Below are 19,244 nucleotides of genomic sequence, written 5' to 3' on the forward strand. Positions count from 1 at the left end.
CTGCTTTCAATAGAATGAGGGTAGCAGTTGGCACGGGCTTCGTTAGAGATTTCTAAGTAACTATGTGACTGGCACCATTACCCATTTTGGTAATGATGCTAGTCTATGTAAGAAGGATATAAGTCTTATAAGAACCTTATTAATCGTTTATGTACTATGCCACCACTTTCACTGATATAAAGAAAAATTATACAGTCGGATAATCTCGCCACTATTTTCCTTTCCACTTACTTATACAATTCATTTTCATCCCGTCATGTCGATGGATGATGTGAAGAATGATCATTTCTAAACTGCCTAGGGGTTAAGCCTGTGTATTTTTTAAATACTTTTATAAAATAACTTTGATCATTGAAATTCAACCAGGTGCTGATGTCTGAAATCGAATAATTTGTTAAAGCCAACAGCTTTTTTGCTTCGTCTACTCTTTGTTGTTGAATATATTCACTTATAGGAATACCCACTTCTTTTTTAAAAAGCGATGATAAGTAATTGGGGCTTAATCGACACATTTCTGCAAGCTGTTCCAGTGTAATGTCTCCATAAAGATGGTTGTAAATATAATGTCTACAAGCAGTTATGGGGGCAGAATATTTTTCTATATTTAATCCGTGAACACGATCGGTAAAATCGCTTATGGCATCTTCCGTTAATCTCAATATCGCCTTTAAGTTTCCTAATTCCTCAATTTGTTGAATATAATAATCACTTAAAGTAAAGGCCGTTTCCTCATTTAATCCCCCTTCAATGGCAGCTCTGCAAACAAGGGCAATGCCCGTTATCATTAAATTTTTTTCACTTCGTAAGCGATTCCGTCTCGATAATAAACCTAATTCTGCCTCACCGACAATTGAGTAATCGAAGATATCCTTTAATTTATCGATCCGTCCGTTTTTGACATAATCAAGCAATACCCGTTCATACGAAAGATTGGAATGAAAAATGAAATTCCTTCTCCCTTTTGAAAGCTCGAGATCTAAATTCTCTGATTGTATGACAACGAGGTCTGATGCTTTATTGTTTTCTAGGACAAACGTACTATCTAACGTTTTACGATAAATCAAATAATAAACCATTAAACTAATCGATAGCAGCTGTTGATGGTCCATAATGGGGACGGCTTGATAATATTCAATAAGATTTCTTTTATTGATGTTACCTTTAAAAGCATCCATGATCTTTGTAATATTTTCATCCGTTATTTCGGTTTCAAGGGCAGGTCCTACAATAATAGTGCCTAAAAAATAGGTCGATTTTTTAAGATTCACAAAGAAAAAATTCAAATTTGAATTTGAAAAAAAGATAGGAAACTCACTCGGATCCTCTTTATACGTATATACACTGATTTGCTCTTTAAATGGAACATAATAGGGATTACTCCGTAAGTCACTTCTTGAAAATTCGTACTCGAACTCACCAAATCCATTGACATAATAAACTGGTAGTCCATGAACTTGCGAAATAAGCTGACATATATATTGTAAATCCTCCGTGGATATTTCCATCTATTTCATCTACTCCATCCGTTTTTTAAATCGGTTACATTGTTTGTTTTTTACAATAAAAAAATACTATTAACCGTAGAATAATACAATATTTCATTCTTTGTCAGCAATAAAATAGGTGATGTAAGACATCTTAAACGAAGGGGAAATGAACATGGAATTAGCAAATAAAGTTGCCGTTATTACTGGTGCAGGAAGTGGCATTGGAAGAGCAAGCAGTTTGAAACTTGCTAGCAACGGAGCAACCGTTGTCTTAGTAGATTTTAATAAAGAGACAGGGGAAGAAACGTTAAAGCTTGTGAATGAGCAAGGTGGTGAAGGCATCTTCGTTCAGGCCGATGTATCGAAAAGTGAAGATGTGCAAAACTATGTTAATAAAGCAGTCGAAACATATGGCCGTATTGATATATTTTTCAATAATGCAGGTGTTATTCAAAAGTTCGCACCTTTTACTACAGTGGAAGAAACCGAATTTGACCGAATTATGTCCATCAATGTAAAAGGAGTATTCCTTGGATTGAAGTATGTCCTGAAAGTCATGGAAGAGCAAGGAAGCGGATCGATTATTAACACGGCTTCTACTGCAGGAATTCGTCCTGAGCATAGTGTAGCTGTATATTCTGCCAGCAAGCATGCAGTTATCGGTTTAACAAAAGGTGCTGCATTAGAATATGCTAAAAAAGGAATCCGAATTAATGCGCTTTGCCCTGGCGGTGTTCAAACAGCCTTAACTGCTAGTGTTGCTGAGCAGTTTGAAAAAGGCGGATATGTTCCAGACGAGATTTCAAATATGAGAATGGGTCGTTATGCTGATCCGAATGAACTTGCTGAAATGGTGGCTTTCTTAGCATCAGATAAAGCAAGCTATATGACTGGTTCCATTGCACTTGTAGATGGTGGTTTAACTCTATAAGCGATTGAAACATTATTTAGTGGTCATCATTTCTGAGTCCATTCTTGTGATGTTATAATAGTATAAATGGTAAAGAAGGTGCTTTCAATGATGAATACCCAGCATAGAATTTATATTAGAAAACTTAGCTCCGTGCAAATGTATACGATGAAGCATTGTGCGGAGCTTAATCAGGAAGCCTAATGCTTCCCCTATTCATCGGCAAATAGCTTACTAAAAAAGTGTAGTATGACTATGCTTATTTGTGTATGACTATTTGCCGATGAATAATTGATTAAAGGGCTAGAGACAATGCTTTGTCTCTGGCCCTTTGTTTTGGATATTTCAATAAGCTTTCACCAAATTGAAATAGTATTTGTTGGATCTTTCGATGCAGCAAAACCACCAAAGCAAAGAGCTTGCGTCTTTTAAGACGCAGTCTCTTTGCTTTTTTTATTTTAAGGAAAAGAGGAATTATGATGAGTTTACTTGAAGTCAGAAATCTAACCCACAGTTTTATAGACAAAATTCTATATGATGAAGCAAGTTTTGATTTATACAATGGGGAACATATGGGAATTGTTGGACAAAACGGTGCCGGAAAAAGCACCCTTATAAAAATATTGATGGGAGAAATCATTCCGGATAAAGGAATGATTAAATGGCAAAGGGATATTCGGATTGGCCATCTGGACCAATATGTTGAAATCAATGGAACCAGCACTATCATCGCCTATTTGAAAACAGCATTTGCCCATTTATTTGAATTAGAAAAAAAACTGAATGATATCTATCAGGAAATGGCAATTACAGGTAATTATGATCTCATGGACCAAGCAGCAAACTTTCAGGAGAAGCTTGAAGCAAGTGAATTTTATTCAATTGAAAGCCTCATCGATAAAGTGGTTTATGGCTTAGGAATTCATGCAATAGGCATTGAACGCCCCATTCAGGAGTTGAGCGGCGGCCAGAGAGCAAAAGTAATTCTTGGCAAGCTATTGCTTGAAAAGCCCCATGTATTATTGTTGGATGAGCCAACAAATTTTCTCGATAAAGAACATGTGGACTGGTTAGCAAGCTACTTAACCGGATTCGATGGTGCTTATATCGTTGTTTCTCATGATTTCGATTTTCTTGAAAAAATATCATCCTGCATCTGTGATATCGAGTTTGGAACAATCAAAAAGTATACGGGGAAATACTCAGATTTTCTTCGTCAAAAAGAGCATTTGCGAGCGGATTATATTCGTCAATATGATGCTCAACAAAAAAAGATTGAAAAAACAGAGGAATATATTCGAAGAAATATTGCTGGAGTGAATAGCAAGATGGCTCAAGGACGCCGGAAACAGCTCGAGCGGATGGAACGATTGGCTCCACCAACCTTTACTACTAAGCCGACTTTTATCTTTCAGGAAATCCCACTTTCCGCACAGATAGCTCTTAAGGTACATGACCTTGAGGTTGGTTATGGTGAACCCCTCTTGCCAAAATTAAATTTCTCTGTTTTAGGAGGGGAAAAGCTTGTGATAACAGGCTTTAATGGAATCGGAAAGTCCACATTGCTAAAAACACTGGTTCAACGCATTTCTGCTGTAGCAGGTAGCTTTCGGTTTTCGGAATCAGTAAAGATTGGATATTTCGAGCAAGATTTAATATGGAAAGATGACACAAAAACACCAATCCAAATAATCTCAGATTTTCATCCCAAGTTGGGTGTGAAGGAAATTCGAACTCGATTGGCTCAATGTGGTGTGAAGAATACCCATACTTCACAAGCAATTGGGACACTAAGTGGTGGTGAACAATCAAAGGTGAAATTATGCCTGCTCCTTCTTTCGCCTTGCAATTTTCTCATCTTGGATGAACCAACCAATCATTTAGATGCAGAAACAAAAGAAGCTTTACAAAATGCAATCGTTCAGTTTAAAGGCAGTGTCTTACTCGTTTCTCATGAAGAAAAATTTTATCAAAAGTGGGCAGACCGTTCTCTAAATATTGAGGACGTCGTAAAGTAAAGCTCCGTTTTTTCATATATTAAACAGATAAAAGTCCCTTAGAAGTAAGGGGCTTTTTTCATTGTGGAACAAATCCTCCATCCCCATCTTTTCGTTACAACTATGCTTCAGTGTTTATTTTCAACTTTGCAATTCTGAATTCCCAGGATAGCATTCGCTGGACAATAGCGGGTAGCACCAGTAATGATGGGAGCTAATCCAATTATTCCCCACCAGCTTCTGAAATAAAGTCCAACTAGTATAATAACAAAACCAATCCCAATTCTTATTGCTTGCTCGGTTTTCCCAACATTACATTTCATTTAATCTCTCCTAAAAAATTTTTAGACGGTTATATGATTCAGGATGTTTTTTACTCCATGATTATTTTGTACTCTTTTAATAAAAGGAATACTCAATAATATTTTGAAATTTGAATTTGCCATTTTAAGTATAAACATTTCTAATTTCCATTTGTTTATTTTCTCCGTCCTTTTAATTCTCCCTTTTCACTGAAATTCCTTCTACAACAATCTGATTCCTTTAATATAAAAAAGACGCGTTTCTAAATAAACGCACTCGATTGTTGAAGATCATTACTTAAAACTTAATCAAATGATAGGACCTAGTTCGTGCAATTTTCATTAAAATACTTGAAGTTGAACTCTGTTGAAGACTTGTGTAATTGTTGAAATTAATAAAGTAAAGAAGTCCAGTGACTTCTTTTTTTATAGTTACATGATTAAAGAAACAACGGATAAACTAAGCCCAATGAAAATCTAACTATGGGGGATGGTTGTTATGCAAAGGACATCAAGGGATGTTCTTAGGGATTTAAATATTTCCATTAAATACGAGAATGAACGCCTTCAACATCAAACGGTAGTTAGAATAGAAGAGGAAGTTTTAGACCTTATTGATAAAAACGGAAACGTAGAGGAATTTGAACAGATACTAAAACAGCAAATTATCGAAAAAAGTATGAATATCAATCCGTTCTTAAGTCGGTTATTATGAGGGCTATCTAAGAAAATGTCCGTTTCAAGCTGTTGTATATAGATAGTCAATTTTTCTTTGCCAACAAATAAACTGATACATTAAGTGCAATAAGAATCAAAATAAATATCTCCAAAGAATTCATAAGATCCCCCTATAGATAAACACTTTTAATTCTATAAAATTAGACCAAATATTTACATTAACTACCTACTCTATTTCGGAATTCGCCTCCTTATATAATTAATTTTATCTTAGGAGGCTTCTTTCACTGCTTTTTTCATGACAGTCATCCTTTTATATACAATTTCATGCAACTATATTATCAAGTATCTCTAACTAGAGTCAACAAACATTCTTCTACTATCCTTCCCTTTAATGCAACAAGAAAAAGAGTCACAGCTCCGTCTCTTTGTTATACTCAACCTCCCTATAGTTAAAGTGCAATTCTTTACAATGAGACTTTCACGATAAAAAGAAAATAGGCGTCTCAATCAGTAACAGCGACCTAATATGAATCATAATTTGTTGATGAGAGTACACGTTGTCTCTGGTGTCCCTTAAACAAAACTGATAAATTCCTTCAATTTACTCTCACATCAGGTAGTAAGGCTATTTAGTTAAAATAAAATAAGATTAAGGGGAGGTACACATGCAAAATTTTAATCATCAATTACAAATGTTGGGCATGGACCCTTACCAAGTTGGTGAGGTACTTCCAATCAATCCTTACAGTCGACAATATCTAAACGATTCTCGCCTATTTGGAGGATTTGGATGTGGTGGTTTTGGATGTGGTGGTTTTGGATGTGGTGGTTTTGGATTTGGCGGTTTTGGATGCGGTGGATTCGGATGTGGAGGATTCGGATGTGGAGGTTGTTTCGGGATTGGTTTCGGTTTTATATAAAAAGAATGTACCCCTGCTAGTTCTTCGCAGGGGCATTCCTATATTCTCTGTGAAAGTTAATGCTCCCTTTTCAACTTATCTGCCCAGAGCTTTATAAACTGGATTTCCCTCAATAGCTAACTGTGGTGCACTTTTAAAATTCTTTATTTGATCATTAACTTTCGATACCAGCTTGCCGCAGCCTCAACTTCTGTGGAAGTCAATTGATGACCTCTATCTTCCCAATGAAGTTCTACACTCGCATTAGCCTTTTCTAGTAAAGACTGTAATTCAGCAGATTCCATTGGCGAACAGATTGGATCATTTGTTCCAGCAGCAATAAATACAGACTTACCTGACAAATCTGGAAGATCCATTCCTTTTCTCGGTACCATTGGATGATGGAGAATTGCACCCTTTATAGCGTTTTGATAGTGGAACAATAAACTTGCAGCTATATTCGCCCCATTTGAGTACCCAATGGCAATAATATGATCTCGGTCGAAACCATACTTATCGGCTGCTACATCAAGAAACTCATTTAATTCTTTTGTTCGAAAAATAAGGTCCTCTTCATCAAAGACTCCTTCAGCTAATCTTCTGAAGAATCGAGGCATTCCATTTTCTAAAACATTTCCTCGAACGCTTAAGACAGAAGCCTCATCATCAATTCTCCCTGCAAGAGGAAGAAGGTCTAATTCATTACCACCAGTACCATGAAGCAATAATAATGTTGGTTTTGTTGAATCTTGTCCTTTATTGAATATATGTTTCATTACTTATCCCCCTCCAAAACTCGAACCTCCACAGGAGGCAAAAAATCTTCTAATTCTTCTCTTTGTGACTCTAGCCAAGCCGGCAGCATGAGTTTTTCTCCAAGTTCACCGGCAGGTTCATCGACTGTAAAACCTGGTGGGTCGGTCGCTATTTCGAAGAGGATTCCCCCTTCTTCATGAAAATATAGAGCTTTGAAATAGTTTCGATCGAGAATCTCAGTAGGATAATACCCTTTTTCGAGAAGGAGTGATCTCCACCTTTGATGGTCTTCCTCATCCTTGGCTCTCCAAGCTATATGGTGAACCGTTCCTGCTCCCATTAGCCCTCGGACTGAAGGCTTTAAGTGAATATCAATGGTGTTTCCAATGTTTCCTTCAGATTTAAATCTTAAGAATTCATTTTCCTGACCAATGCATTCTAACCCTAAAATATTTTCTAGAACCTCCGTTGTCTTATGTGGCTGTGCAGAATACAGAACAGCACCGCCAAAACCTTTAATAGCATTCTCTTCTTGAACTCCCCCGAAGTTCCAAGTATTCAATGCTCCTTCATCTCGTTCTGTTAATTCAAGTTGGAGTCCGTCAGGGTCGTTAAATTTTATATATGTTTGACCAAATCGAATAGAAGTAGCAAATTCAACTCCAAAATTACGCAATCGATTTTCCCAAAATGGAACAGAACCCTTTGGTATAACATAACTGGTCACACCAACCTGACCTGTTCCAATTCGACCTTTTAGCTGTTTAGCCCATGGAAAAAACGTAATCACAGTTCCTGGTTGCCCCATTTCATTTCCAAAATAAAGATGGTACACTTCTGGACGGTCAAAATTGATTGTTTTTTTAACAAGCCTTAAACCTAGTACTCCAGCATAAAAGTCTATATTTCGTTGAGCATCATTTACCATTGCTGAGATATGATGAATACCAGAAGTTTTTTGCACTTTTTACCCTCCTATTCGACCATGGAATGTGTAACTATTTAGGTCTATCCATTTCAAAAATCTCACCAATTTTGGCGTAATTAATTCCAGCCAATCGGCTTACAGCTGCCAATCCCCTTGGATCAATTCTTCCATTTTCATAAATGTCTCTTTCGATATGAAATTGAACAACTTTTCCTATGATTAGATCACACCCAGGAGTATCCAAACCTCCCAATTCTATGGATTGCTCTAATGAGCACTCCATTCGAATTTTTGCCTCCTTAACCCCAGGAACTGAAATTTTTACACTTTGAACTGGAGTTAAGTTAGCTAAGTCAATCTCACTCTCGTTTGGAGGAAGGTTTGCCGCTGTTTTATTGATCTTTTCTACATTTTGTTCATCCACAATATGAACAACAAACTCTTTGGACTCGATGATGTTTCTTGCTGTATCCTTTTGTCTCCCCGCTGAGCGTTGAATAGATAATGAAATCAGCGGGGGATTGGATGACACGATATTAAAATAACTAAATGGGGCACCGTTCAAAACACCATCTTCTGAAATTGATGTGACGAAAGCAATTGGTCTAGGGATGATGCTACCAATTAGAAATTTATAATTTTCTCTTTCAGACATTGATTTTGGATCAATTGACAGCAAAGAAATCATTCCTTTTTCTAAAAAATTAGTCAAGTGTGCTTACTTTAATAGGTATCAAACCTCGTTCAATTTGCCCTCTATATTGTTCATATCGTTCAGGTAACATCAATTTTTCACCCATTGTCTCTTGTGATTCATCATGAGCAAATCCTGGAGGATCAGTGGCAATTTCAAATAGGATTTCTCCATGCTCTCTAAAGTAAATAGCATTAAAGTAGTTTCTATCCTGAACAGGTGTGACACCATATCCATTGCGTTCTACAATCCGCTTCCAATCAAGTTGATCTTCGTCATCTTTAGCACGCCATGCAATATGGTGAACAGTGCCTACACCCATTTGTCCACGTCCAATAGGAGTTAATTTAACATCGATAATATTTCCAATATCTGCAGTGGAACTGAAACGTGCTAAATCCCCTTCTTTACTAACTAATTCAAGTCCCATTACTTTTTCTAACAACTCAGCTGTCTTATTAGGCTGGGCAGATAAAAGCGTTGCTCCGCCAAAACCCTTGATAGCAACTTCAGGCTTTACCTCACCAAAAGTCCATGTATTGATTTCCCCTTCTTCTCTTTCCACGATTTCAAGATGAAGCCCATGAGGATCATCAAATTCCAAATACTGCTCTCCAAAGCGTTCCATGATTGTAAAAGGTACATTGAATTTTTCAAGTCTTTTTTTCCAAAATTCCATAGCCCCTTTTGGAACAACATAAGATGTGACTCCTACTTGACCGTCTCCAATGATTCCTTGACGAGCACCTTCCCACGGAAAGAATGTAATAATAGTTCCTGGTTTTCCGCCTTCATTACCGAAATAAAGGTGATAGGTACCTGGATCATCAAAATTTACGGTTTGTTTAACTAAACGCAACCCTAAAACTCCGGCGTAAAAATCTACATTTTCCTGCGGATGACCGACAATTGCAGTGATATGGTGAATGCCCAATATTTTCTTACTCATTTTTAAACCCACCTTTTTTATTTAAAAACCAATTATTTAAATAAACGTGATACATTATTTTTTTCCTAACGAATTAATTAAATTCTAATGACAATACTTTTAACTTAAAATCCTTAATTCGAGATATTTTAGAAAATAAATGAATCTAAAGCATATTGACCAGGACCGATTAAGGCTATACCAATAGCAACTGCAAGCAAAGTTAAGTTATATTCGTAGCCATTTGATGTTGCCCATAATCCGTTCGGAGCATGAACCTTTACAATCGCCATGGCCATAGTCCCTGCAATCAAAATTCCTGCAAGCGGGGTTAATAGTCCTAAAGCAAACATTAAACCACCAATAAATTCAGCTAACCCAGCGAAAAGAGCCATGGTTACTCCTGGTTTCACTCCAATGGATTCAAACCATCCACCAGTTCCTTTTAATCCGTAGCCACCGAACCAACCAAATAATTTTTGAGCACCATGCCCGATAAACAATACTCCAATTACCAAACGAATGATTAATAAACCAATATTTATCATCTTAAGTTCCTCCTAAATGTTATTTATCTCGAATTCGAAATATTCGTTCAAAAAAAATGTATATTTAAATTTTATTCCTTACTTTTTTCAAAAGCTGTACTATTGTCTCGGTCTCATTAGAATCTAATGAGTCAAACATATGATTAACGAATTCATGATATTTCGGCATTATATCGTTAATCAATTGATTTCCATCATCAGTTAATGTCACATGTATCACTCGGCGGTCATCTGGACAGGCATTGCGGCTTAATAAACCTCTTTGTTCTAGCTTATCTATAACATAGGTCATTGATCCACTTGAGATCAAGATGCAATTACCAATTTGTTGGATGGTTTGCCTCCCTTTTTGATAAAGTACCTCTAAAACAGAAAATTCCGTAATACTTACCTTATATTTTGTCATTTCATCCTTTATTCGGTCATGAATGGCTTTAGATGTTTGCATTAACAGTAGAAAAGGCAGGTTATTGCATGTCCTCTCCATTAATTTCACCTCCTTAATATCTCGAATTAAAATATCTTGAATATGAGATAATGATAATACTTATAAATTCTTTTGTCAATATCCTTTTTTATTTTGGGTAGATCGATTTTTTGTCACACTAGTTTTTTCGATAACTGCCATTCGGGGTACTTTGGAAATGGGGATACTGGCTGAAAATGCCACTATTGAGTTAGTAGGGCTTGGTGTATTTCTAAGGAAAACGTTGATTTTATCCTTATTAATGATGTTTGCCCCTGACAAAACTTGTCCTGAATTGATATACATATTAGTAATAGCTTGAATAAATAGTAGATTACTATTTGTTAATATAAAGCAAGATAGGAGGATAAAAAGTCTTGCCTTCAATTATAAAAATAGGAAGTATTAATGTAAACTCTCCCCAACCCAATGCAGCTATCAACATTGGAGAAACTGTTATAAATGGAATGGACGCTAACAGAGCGTATAATCTAAACATTGGTGGTAGTTATGGTATAAAGAATGTAATTACAAATAATGCAAGTACGATTAATGGAGCAATCGACGGGCAGATCTTTGACCAAGACTTCAAACCAATCATTGGCGGTGGAGGAAATGTATAAAAGGAGACAACATACTTTTTCTTTAAAAATAAAAATCCCTCTGTCCGCAGGTATACTTATAATCCGTACTAGAGATTCTTACAATATCCGAAAAAGCCAATATGAAAGTAAAGGTACCTGTGGGAGGGTAACTTTCCTTTATAAAACATTGTACCTGCAAGCTTCGATTTCACAAACGCTTGATGACTTGGGAGGATAAGAGATTCTCCCCCTCACATCCACTGCTCATTACCTACCCTGGCAGATTCCATTTCTTTTGGTTACCCTCCTTCCCCCTTTTTTCATCAAACCGAAAAACTTGTTGTAAAATCAAAAGGAGCTACCTCAGCAGGCAGCCCTGAAATAAGAATTTTCATTTAAGCTCCTCATCTTAGCAAGGCATTGCACCATCCAGTTCGAACAACATATGAGTATCCAAGAGATCTAGAAAAATGAATGTAAAAATTGAGTACTTTGCTGCATTTTGCAAATACTACCAAATGTGAAATAAGTCAACAAGGCACTTGAACGGGGCTACTTGGCACATACCCGTTATTAAAAATGAAAAAGCGCACTTGTCTATTGAATACACAAATATTTGAAAAATAATACTTATGCTGGTTTTAGTTTACAAAATAGTTCTCTGGAAAGAAGGATTTTTTTTGAAAGATAATATTATTGAGGTCCTAAATGAAGATATAAAGAAAAAGATTGATACAGAAATAAAAGGAATGACTTTTACGAAAAACTTCCGCTCCCCTACTGCAGAGGAATGGTATATATTTTTGCCAAGCTATAAGGACCCTGTAACGGGTGGAGCTGCCGGAAAAACTATTATTCACTATAACCTTTATGACACAAAACATATCTTTATTAACACGACCATCATTTTTGATGATCCTAAATTACACAATAACGAATTACACCACCTTGTGTATGCTGTGGCAGACGAGATCGTGAACCGTCTTGTCGGGTACGCTGATACACTTTTATCTGTTCACTCCGGTAATAATTCTTATAATGCAGAGTACAAACAATGATCTTTTGATTCCGGGGTATCGTCTGTTGACGTTTTTTCTTTTTTAAAAGGATATAAAAATAGCCATAAAAGTTTTTTTATGACTTAATTGGAGTTTCTATGCGTTCTAAAACAGTTTGATAATCATTATTTCCATAATCCAACAGTTTCTTGTTAACTTAAAAAGTTCCAGGAATCTCCTAATTAATAGGAGATTCCTGGAACTTTTATTCTTTTTCAATCTCCATTTCCAATAATGCCGAGCTGATGCTTTTTCCATGGGTATCAATGGCTAGCGATGTGGTAACCCCTCCCATTAAGCTTTGTTCGCATACAAAATTATAGGCTTTAATATTTGGAAGGTCATACCTTGTTACCTTCCCCTTCACAATATTCTTAAGATGCTCCTTCACCTTTTGAGGGGAAACCTTTTCACCTAACCATTCATAATCCGCCTCATTGTATGGAATTAACGAGATGTTCAATGTGTCACCCTTATCCCCCGTGCGGCTGTGTGCTATGTCTATTAGTTTAACTGTACTCATACTATCACTCCCATACATGCGTATTGATTGCTATCTCTTTTCGTTCGATTAAAGTTGAGACAATTCCTATAACTTCTTCCACCCTTTTTCTAACACCGCCGCCGGCCGCAGGACCGTTCGTATACAATGCTTCAACCTCATGGCCGATTCTTCTTGCTTCTTCTTCCCCCTTACAAAGTGCAGCCGCCCGAACCCGGACCTCATAAGGACTATGGCTGCCAAATTGACCATGGTGCAGCGAGGATACCCCGATCAAATCGGTTCGAAGTTCTGGATAATTTGGTTTTAATCTTTCTTTTAAAATTTGTTCTGCTAATTCACCTCTTGCTAATGCTGTTGACCCAGCATACGATATTTCACCTTCTCCTAGATAACCTGCATGATAACCGACGGAAACTTTCATAGTATCTGGCTTTTGTTTTCCAGTAGCCCCATATACTAAGATTTGATCCATATCGATTTCTTTTAGCTTAGCCGTTGAAAAATTTGCAACACAGTCTGGCGTATAATAATTTTCAGGGTCGTGGACTTCGTATAGTAACTGTTCTTTTACTGATTGCAGACTTACCATCCCTCCTGTATTCGGAAGTTTCGTTATGACAGCACTTCCATTTGGCTCAACGATGGCAAATGGAAATCCCAAATTGGCAAGTCCTTCAACATCCTTATATCCAGGATCGGCGAAATAACCACCTGTAATTTGTCCTGCACATTCCAATAAATGCCCAATTAATGTTCCTTGACCCATTAAATCAAAATCTTCAACATTCCAATTATAATGATGCACTATGGGTGCAAGGAAAAGGGATGGATCAGCAGCACGGCCTGTCACGATAATATTGGCATCTGAAGACAATGCAGGAAGCAGTGCATCAATCCCTAGATAGGCATTCGCAGAAAGGATCGGTTCATATTCCCGAAGATTTATGCCTGATTCTAAAGCGCTCACTTCACGGTTTAAGTTTTCTAGCACATCGTCTCCTGTAACCGATGCAACTTTACAAGCCAAGCCCATATCTCCTGCAATTTCCGTTATTTTTTGGGCAGCACTGATTGCGTTTGCTGCCCCCATATTGGTTATCAAACGAACATTATTTTTTATTAAAGCAGGAAGCAAAATGCGAATGCGCTCCTCGAGATATTCATTATATCCAAGATTAGGATTCTTTCTTTTTTGTTTTTGGGAAAGAGCAATCGTGCGTTCTGCTAATCCCTCTAAAATTAAATAGTCGAGATTGGCCTCTTCGACTAAAGCTTGAGCCGGTTCAAGACGATCACCAGCAAAGCCGGCACCAGTTCCAATTCGCAGCAAGGTGAACACTCCTCGTAGAATGATTTTTTAGAATAGAGTTATAGCTCCTGTTATAAATGCAACGATAGTCATTATAATGGTTGTTCCAAATGCCCATTTAAAAATAAACCGCTGATGGTCCCCAAGCTCTACTCCAGCTAATCCGATTAACAGGAAAGTTGAAGCTGTCAAAGGACTTAATGGAAAACCAGTTGTCATTTGCCCTAATATAGCAGCACGGCCAATTTCAACCGGGGCTATCCCATAGGCATTGGCTGTTTCACTCAAAATCGGGAGAACACCAAAATAATAGGCATCCGGAGTAAAGACGAGACTAAGCGGCATACTGGTAATGGCCACAATTAATGCCATAAAGGAGCCTGCACTATCTGGAATTACGCTGACAAGTGACTTTGCCATGGCTTCAATCATCCCTGTACCGGAAAGGACACCCGTAAAAACGCCTGCAGCAAATATAATGGACACAACCGTAATGACTCCCGTTGCTTGATCTGTGATTCGCTCCTGCTGTTCCTTTGGATTTGGATAGTTCACGATCAAGGCGATAGCGAATGCAACCATAAAGACAATTGGCAGCGGAAGCCATACTTTTACGAGGGCAATAAGAGTAATAAGTGTGAGAATTACGTTGAACCAAAATAATTTTGGTCTCCTTAATTTCATTTCTGCTTCACTAAGTTCCTGGTTAAAATTATAGTCGAGCTCTTGTACACCTAATCGTTTTCGTTCTCTTTTTCCTAGGATATAACTGGAAAATAACACCCAGATAAGTCCGACAATCATTGCAGGCACTACAGGAGTAAACAAATCATTGGCATCTACTCCCAGAGCACTGGCTGCACGGGCAGTAGGGCCTCCCCACGGAACAATATTCATCGTTCCTGCACCTAATGCAACGACCCCAGCCAGAACAAGCCGGCTCATCCCTAACCGATCATAAAGTGGTAGCAGCGCAGGGATGGTAATGAGGAAAGTTGAAGCCCCTGAACCGTCCAGATGGGTAACCATCGCTATAATTGCTGTACCAATCACAATTTTTAATGGATCGCCTTTTACCAGTTTTAATACCCGCGAAATAATCGGATCAAATAAACCTGCATTATTCATTAAACCAAAATACAAAATGGCAAAAGCCAGCATGATCCCTGTAGGGGCAACCCCAGATACCCCTTCTAAAATCATTTGTCCAAGTTTTCCCCTATCACTCGTGAACAAGCCAAGGATGACAGGTACCAAAATCAAGGCAACGATGACGGAAACCCGTTTCGATAGAATCAAATACAAGAAGATGGCGATGGTCAAAAAACCAAGTAAAGCTAACATAAAAAGCCCCCTTTGTCATTTATTAAAACGCTTACAATTATAAATGCAATAATTGTGCCAACTTTAAAAAGCCTTATTTAATAAGGCTTTTTAACGAAAAAGAGCGATTTATTTCTAATAATAAAGAAACATATTTTCCCAAATTGATATTTATACCGTGAATCAGCAATGATTTCTAAAATTTTAGAATTATTTCCCCACATTCTAAATATTTAGAAATCTATAGATTGATCTGCAATTTTGCCAATTTATTATATAAAGAGGCTAAAGAAATCCCTAATTTATTTGCAGCTTCCTTTTTGCCTTTAACTGATACCCCTGTTTCCTTAAGTGTATCCATTATCGCTTTTCTTTCTGTTTCTTTAATAAGCGCTTCTAAAGATTGAGGGGGATTTAGCTTCGTTTTATTTTATAAAAAAAGAACTTTAATTGTTTCCGGTAGATGTTCATATGTAATGCTGTCATTGTCAGTCATATTCACCGCGTAATTGATTGTATTTTTTAACTCACGAATATTACCTGGCCAATCATATTCCATAAGGATATTGATGACATCTTCTTCTATTTGAAATTCTCTAATGTGTTTTTGATTTCGAATAATAGAGGCGACAATTTCTGGAATATCGTCCTTTCGCTGCCGAAGTGACGGGATCGGGAGATGAACAGTGTTAATCCGGTAGTAAAGATCTTCTCGGAAACGTTCCCTTTGGACCATATTTAATAAATCTTTGTTTGTTGCGGCTATGATCCGTACATCAATCTGTTGTTCTTTTAATCCACCAATCTTGCGAAACGTCCCCTCCTGTAAAACCCGTAATAGCTTTGCCTGAAGATCAAGCGGCATGTCCCCGATTTCATCTAGAAAGAGAGTTCCTTTATTGGCAAGTTCAAACAAGCCAATTTTGCCTTCATTTTTTGAATTGGTAAAGGCCCCCTCTTCGTATCCGAATAATTCACTTTCCAAAAGGGCACTTGGGATTGCTGCACAATTTACAGGTACAAATGTCTGCGCATTTCTCGTACTTTCCTGGTGAATCGCTTGTGCAAACAACTCTTTTCCGGTGCCCGATTCACCAGTTATCAAAATACTAAGATTTGATGTAGATATCTTTTTTGCTTGATAAATCAATTTTTTTAAATGAGTATTGCCTCCAATTATATCTGAAAAAGTATACCTTGCTCGATGAATCAGACCAACCGCTTTCTCTAATTGGTTTACCCTTTGTTTACTCTTTCTCAATTCCTTTGACAATTCATAAAGCTCTGGGATACTTTTGCAAATGGATACTGCCCCAATGATTTCACTATTTTCATAGATTGGAGCCATATCAACAACATATTCCATATCCTTTTCTTTTCGAAATACACCTTCCATCACTTTTCCGGTTTTTAAAACAGTAGGCAGCTGCGCGCCGGGCCGTACCTCAACTAAGGTTCTTCCTATAATTTGCTCTCTTTTTACACCTGTTATGTTTGTATATTCTTCATTTATTAATTGAACAATACCATCCCGGTCTATCACAAGAATACCATCATGAACTGCTTCAATAATTCCTTCCAGCCAGCCGATCTTTTTATTTTCCCTTTGCATTCAACCAGCTCCTTATTTATATGTAATAATAAAAAGATTGTCTTAAAATATATAATAACTGAATATTCCAAAATGTGAATCCTTTATCTATATGGTATAATGGTGTCGGTCAACCTTTAACTGTATTCAACTACCTTGTAACCCTTCATATAAAAAAGGCAAGCACGATAAAATGCTTACCTTTTTTTAACCATGTGAATTAAATGGATCCTTTATGAACTCCCCAATGCTTATGTTAAAGATGGCATTCTTAACAAAGATTTTAATTTAACATCCACTCTGTTAAAAAAGAAAGTCGCTTTTATTACCATAGTAATGAAAGCCGATAATAAGCCATGAAAAATATTCATATCAGTCTCCTCCACATTGAAATTTAGTGTTAATTGTAACACTACTGTTAGTATCTGCCTGAAGACCTTGATTATTCCGTTTGATTTATTAATTGATCTCGATCTTCCGATTGCGGCGGTTCTTCGTACCATCCATTTTTAAACATTATTTCGAGCCCTTCTTGACCGTATAAATAAACATCCTTGGCTAGTAACATTATTTTTAGGGATAGATCATTTCTTAATGTGAAAAATGTTCCGAAGCTTTCTCCCACAATGCTAAATCCATTTAGTAAGTCAATGAAAAACATCATAAGTCTGTCGGAAAATGGGGCAACCGTTGAATTTGTTACCGTGCTTCCAGAAGTTGCCGAAAACTGAATATCATTTTCTAAGAGTAAATCTTGAAATGTTTTTATATGCTTTTTGGCAAGTTCTTTTCCTTTTTCAAAATATTGTCTTGCCTCTTTGTTCTTTGCGCTTTGGGCAAATCCAGTAATAAGCTGCATTCCGAGATTATTCGTTTCAATTCCATGATGAAGAATACCTAACTCAATCGCGTTTAATGCCCTTTTTTCACCAAATGGTTTAAATCCTTTCATGTATTTTTTACTTTCAATAAATTCCGTTCTTTTAGGCGGTGTTATGATAGGCGGCCGGGTTAAAATCCCTTTTTTCAGTAAATATAAGGTAGACAATTTATAAATTTTATAAGAAACCATTGTCAACCCTTCATAAACAGTCATTACATCCGCTCTATATGCCATATTTAGATTAATGGAGTACATACCCAAACTTACCTCTTTTAATAATCGAGTAAGCATAATGTCGAACCCATTTTCAAATAATGGGGGAGCATCTAAATTCACATCTTCTTTTGTAAATCCTTTCGGAATGACCACACCTTCATTTTCAAAAATTCCCTTAATCATCTCTACATAAAAATCCAATTCCTGCCACAACATACCGATAATATTTTTAGCTTCCTGGTCATCCGCTCTTTCTAGAAAGTATTCTAAAATTCTTTGAATCATTGTTTTTTGTTGATACGTTAGCCAAAGTGATCCTATTTCGGATGAACATAAAGGTTCTTTAACCTGCAATCTTTTCTCCTCCATTACACTAATTTAATATTAGTGTTAGTTTGTTTTAAGGGGAGAATTTTATTCCAATTAATAGGGTCTTTCATCTAATATAAATATTTATGATGTTTAGTATGAACCGTTTAAGAGTTATCATGAATGGCATTTTATATATCAATTTTCGTGGAAAGCATAGGAAAGGATTGTATTGATAAACTGTACGAAAAGAACGGGTTGTTGTGGAAAAGGAAAAGTTATATGAACCCATATAATGCTGATATTTGTGCGAATTAGTTCTCTACTGCTATTTCGGGTAGTTTTAAAACGTTTCTTAATTACATAGTTAAAAACAAAAAAGACAATCCATTCAGATTGTCTTTTTTTGCCCGGCAGCGTCCTACTCTCACAGGGGCGCTTGCCCCAACTACCATCGGCGCTGAGAAGCTTAACTTCCGTGTTCGGTATGGGAACGGGTGTGACCTTCTCGCCATCACCGCCGGACTATAAAATTTGAGGTTCATTCCCTCAAAACTAGATAATACAGAAGAAGATTGGTAAGAATGAGCTCGCTAATCATTATTGTCTAGCTCCAGCGTCCAGCAACTAGTTTCCTTCGGTCTTCTCCCTGCGATAAGTCAACATCGATTCGCTTGCGCTCCTCGTGTTTCCTTTATCTCAGTCAAAGCCCTCCAGGCCATACGTTGCTAACCGGCCGCTTCCGCTTTTCGATTTTGGTTAAGTCCTCGATCGATTAGTATCAGTCAGCTCCACATGTCACCATGCTTCCACCTCTGACCTATCAACCTGATCATCTTTCAGGGATCTTACTAGCTTGACGCTATGGGA

20 protein-coding genes and 2 rRNA genes are annotated in these 19,244 nt (G+C 37.0%); 6 read left to right on the top strand and 16 right to left on the bottom strand.

Features of this window, described 5'->3' with window-relative positions:
- Positions 1–254: 254 nt before the first annotated feature.
- Entirely contained in the window at positions 255–1,505 is a 1,251-nt protein-coding gene (locus A6749_RS27315; RefSeq protein ID WP_066400503.1) for a helix-turn-helix domain-containing protein, read from the bottom strand.
- A 154-nt stretch (positions 1,506–1,659) separates the two neighbouring features.
- On the opposite strand from A6749_RS27315, the gene A6749_RS27320 reads away from it, so the two are divergent.
- Entirely contained in the window at positions 1,660–2,418 is a 759-nt protein-coding gene (locus A6749_RS27320; RefSeq protein WP_066400505.1) for an SDR family NAD(P)-dependent oxidoreductase, read from the top strand.
- 458 nt (positions 2,419–2,876) lie between these two features.
- Positions 2,877–4,415 carry an ABC-F family ATP-binding cassette domain-containing protein gene (locus A6749_RS27325; RefSeq protein ID WP_066400507.1) on the top strand — a complete coding sequence of 513 codons (1,539 nt, stop codon included), beginning with the start codon at positions 2,877–2,879 and terminating at the stop codon, positions 4,413–4,415.
- A 107-nt stretch (positions 4,416–4,522) separates the two neighbouring features.
- On the opposite strand, the gene A6749_RS27330 is transcribed toward A6749_RS27325, so the two are convergent.
- Entirely contained in the window at positions 4,523–4,717 is a 195-nt protein-coding gene (locus A6749_RS27330) for a YgaP family membrane protein (RefSeq protein WP_066400508.1), read from the bottom strand.
- A gap of 478 nt (positions 4,718–5,195) precedes the next feature.
- On the opposite strand from A6749_RS27330, the gene A6749_RS27335 reads away from it, so the two are divergent.
- Together A6749_RS27335 and A6749_RS27970 are read left to right on the top strand one after the other, a co-directional pair.
- Positions 5,196–5,411, top strand: a complete 216-nt coding sequence (locus tag A6749_RS27335; protein WP_066400509.1) for a hypothetical protein — start codon at positions 5,196–5,198, stop codon at positions 5,409–5,411.
- A 631-nt stretch (positions 5,412–6,042) separates the two neighbouring features.
- On the top strand, positions 6,043–6,297 hold the full coding sequence (locus A6749_RS27970) for a heterocycloanthracin/sonorensin family bacteriocin (protein ID WP_084798017.1): 255 nt from the start codon (positions 6,043–6,045) through the stop codon (positions 6,295–6,297).
- A gap of 143 nt (positions 6,298–6,440) precedes the next feature.
- Here the strand turns inward: A6749_RS27970 and A6749_RS27345 are convergent, their stop codons facing one another.
- The 6 genes from A6749_RS27345 to A6749_RS27370 form a co-directional block, all read right to left on the bottom strand.
- Positions 6,441–7,052, bottom strand: a complete 612-nt coding sequence (locus A6749_RS27345) for an alpha/beta hydrolase (RefSeq protein ID WP_066400513.1) — start codon at positions 7,050–7,052, stop codon at positions 6,441–6,443.
- The gene (locus A6749_RS27350; protein ID WP_084798018.1) at positions 7,052–7,996 is read right to left on the bottom strand and encodes a ring-cleaving dioxygenase; all 945 of its coding nucleotides are present in this window, start codon (positions 7,994–7,996) and stop codon (positions 7,052–7,054) included. Before A6749_RS27350 ends, A6749_RS27345 begins: the two co-directional genes overlap by 1 nt.
- A 34-nt stretch (positions 7,997–8,030) precedes the next feature.
- Positions 8,031–8,639 carry a flavin reductase family protein gene (locus A6749_RS27355; protein ID WP_066401265.1) on the bottom strand — a complete coding sequence of 203 codons (609 nt, stop codon included), beginning with the start codon at positions 8,637–8,639 and terminating at the stop codon, positions 8,031–8,033.
- Positions 8,640–8,664: 25 nt separating this feature from the next.
- Positions 8,665–9,603, bottom strand: coding sequence for a ring-cleaving dioxygenase (locus tag A6749_RS27360; protein WP_066400515.1), 939 nt, complete (start codon positions 9,601–9,603; stop codon positions 8,665–8,667).
- A gap of 128 nt (positions 9,604–9,731) precedes the next feature.
- Positions 9,732–10,130, bottom strand: a complete 399-nt coding sequence (locus A6749_RS27365) for a DoxX family protein (RefSeq protein ID WP_066400517.1) — start codon at positions 10,128–10,130, stop codon at positions 9,732–9,734.
- A 64-nt stretch (positions 10,131–10,194) separates the two neighbouring features.
- Positions 10,195–10,617, bottom strand: a complete 423-nt coding sequence (locus tag A6749_RS27370) for a MarR family winged helix-turn-helix transcriptional regulator (RefSeq protein WP_066400522.1) — start codon at positions 10,615–10,617, stop codon at positions 10,195–10,197.
- Between the two features lie 356 nt (positions 10,618–10,973).
- Here A6749_RS27370 and A6749_RS27375 point away from each other — a divergent pair, with 356 nt between their 5' ends.
- Positions 10,974–11,219 carry a hypothetical protein gene (locus A6749_RS27375; protein ID WP_066400523.1) on the top strand — a complete coding sequence of 82 codons (246 nt, stop codon included), beginning with the start codon at positions 10,974–10,976 and terminating at the stop codon, positions 11,217–11,219.
- Between the two features lie 710 nt (positions 11,220–11,929).
- Positions 11,930–12,238, top strand: a complete 309-nt coding sequence (locus tag A6749_RS27380; protein WP_407937542.1) for a hypothetical protein — start codon at positions 11,930–11,932, stop codon at positions 12,236–12,238.
- Between the two features lie 205 nt (positions 12,239–12,443).
- Here the strand turns inward: A6749_RS27380 and A6749_RS27385 are convergent, their stop codons facing one another.
- From A6749_RS27385 to A6749_RS27415, 8 genes are all read right to left on the bottom strand, one after another.
- Entirely contained in the window at positions 12,444–12,761 is a 318-nt protein-coding gene (locus tag A6749_RS27385; RefSeq protein WP_066400528.1) for an AtuA-related protein, read from the bottom strand.
- A 4-nt stretch (positions 12,762–12,765) separates the two neighbouring features.
- Positions 12,766–14,082: an acyclic terpene utilization AtuA family protein gene (locus A6749_RS27390; protein ID WP_180321147.1), complete on the bottom strand. Its 1,317-nt coding sequence runs from the start codon at positions 14,080–14,082 to the stop codon at positions 12,766–12,768.
- A gap of 18 nt (positions 14,083–14,100) precedes the next feature.
- Entirely contained in the window at positions 14,101–15,396 is a 1,296-nt protein-coding gene (locus A6749_RS27395) for a CitMHS family transporter (protein WP_066400535.1), read from the bottom strand.
- 220 nt (positions 15,397–15,616) lie between these two features.
- Positions 15,617–15,763 (bottom strand): helix-turn-helix domain-containing protein, encoded by a 147-nt coding sequence (locus tag A6749_RS29325; RefSeq protein ID WP_330220465.1) that lies wholly within the window; start codon positions 15,761–15,763, stop codon positions 15,617–15,619.
- Between the two features lie 42 nt (positions 15,764–15,805).
- Entirely contained in the window at positions 15,806–16,987 is a 1,182-nt protein-coding gene (locus A6749_RS27400; protein ID WP_330220460.1) for a sigma-54 interaction domain-containing protein, read from the bottom strand.
- A gap of 421 nt (positions 16,988–17,408) precedes the next feature.
- Entirely contained in the window at positions 17,409–18,419 is a 1,011-nt protein-coding gene (locus tag A6749_RS27405) for a DUF3231 family protein (RefSeq protein WP_084798019.1), read from the bottom strand.
- Positions 18,420–18,782: 363 nt separating this feature from the next.
- A 5S ribosomal RNA gene (rrf, locus tag A6749_RS27410) occupies positions 18,783–18,899 on the bottom strand.
- 230 nt (positions 18,900–19,129) lie between these two features.
- A 23S ribosomal RNA gene (locus A6749_RS27415) occupies positions 19,130–19,244 on the bottom strand; the annotation flags it as partial.

Origin of the sequence: Neobacillus mesonae (genome assembly GCF_001636315.1) — a bacterium.
Taxonomy (GTDB): domain Bacteria; phylum Bacillota; class Bacilli; order Bacillales; family Cytobacillaceae; genus Neobacillus; species Neobacillus mesonae.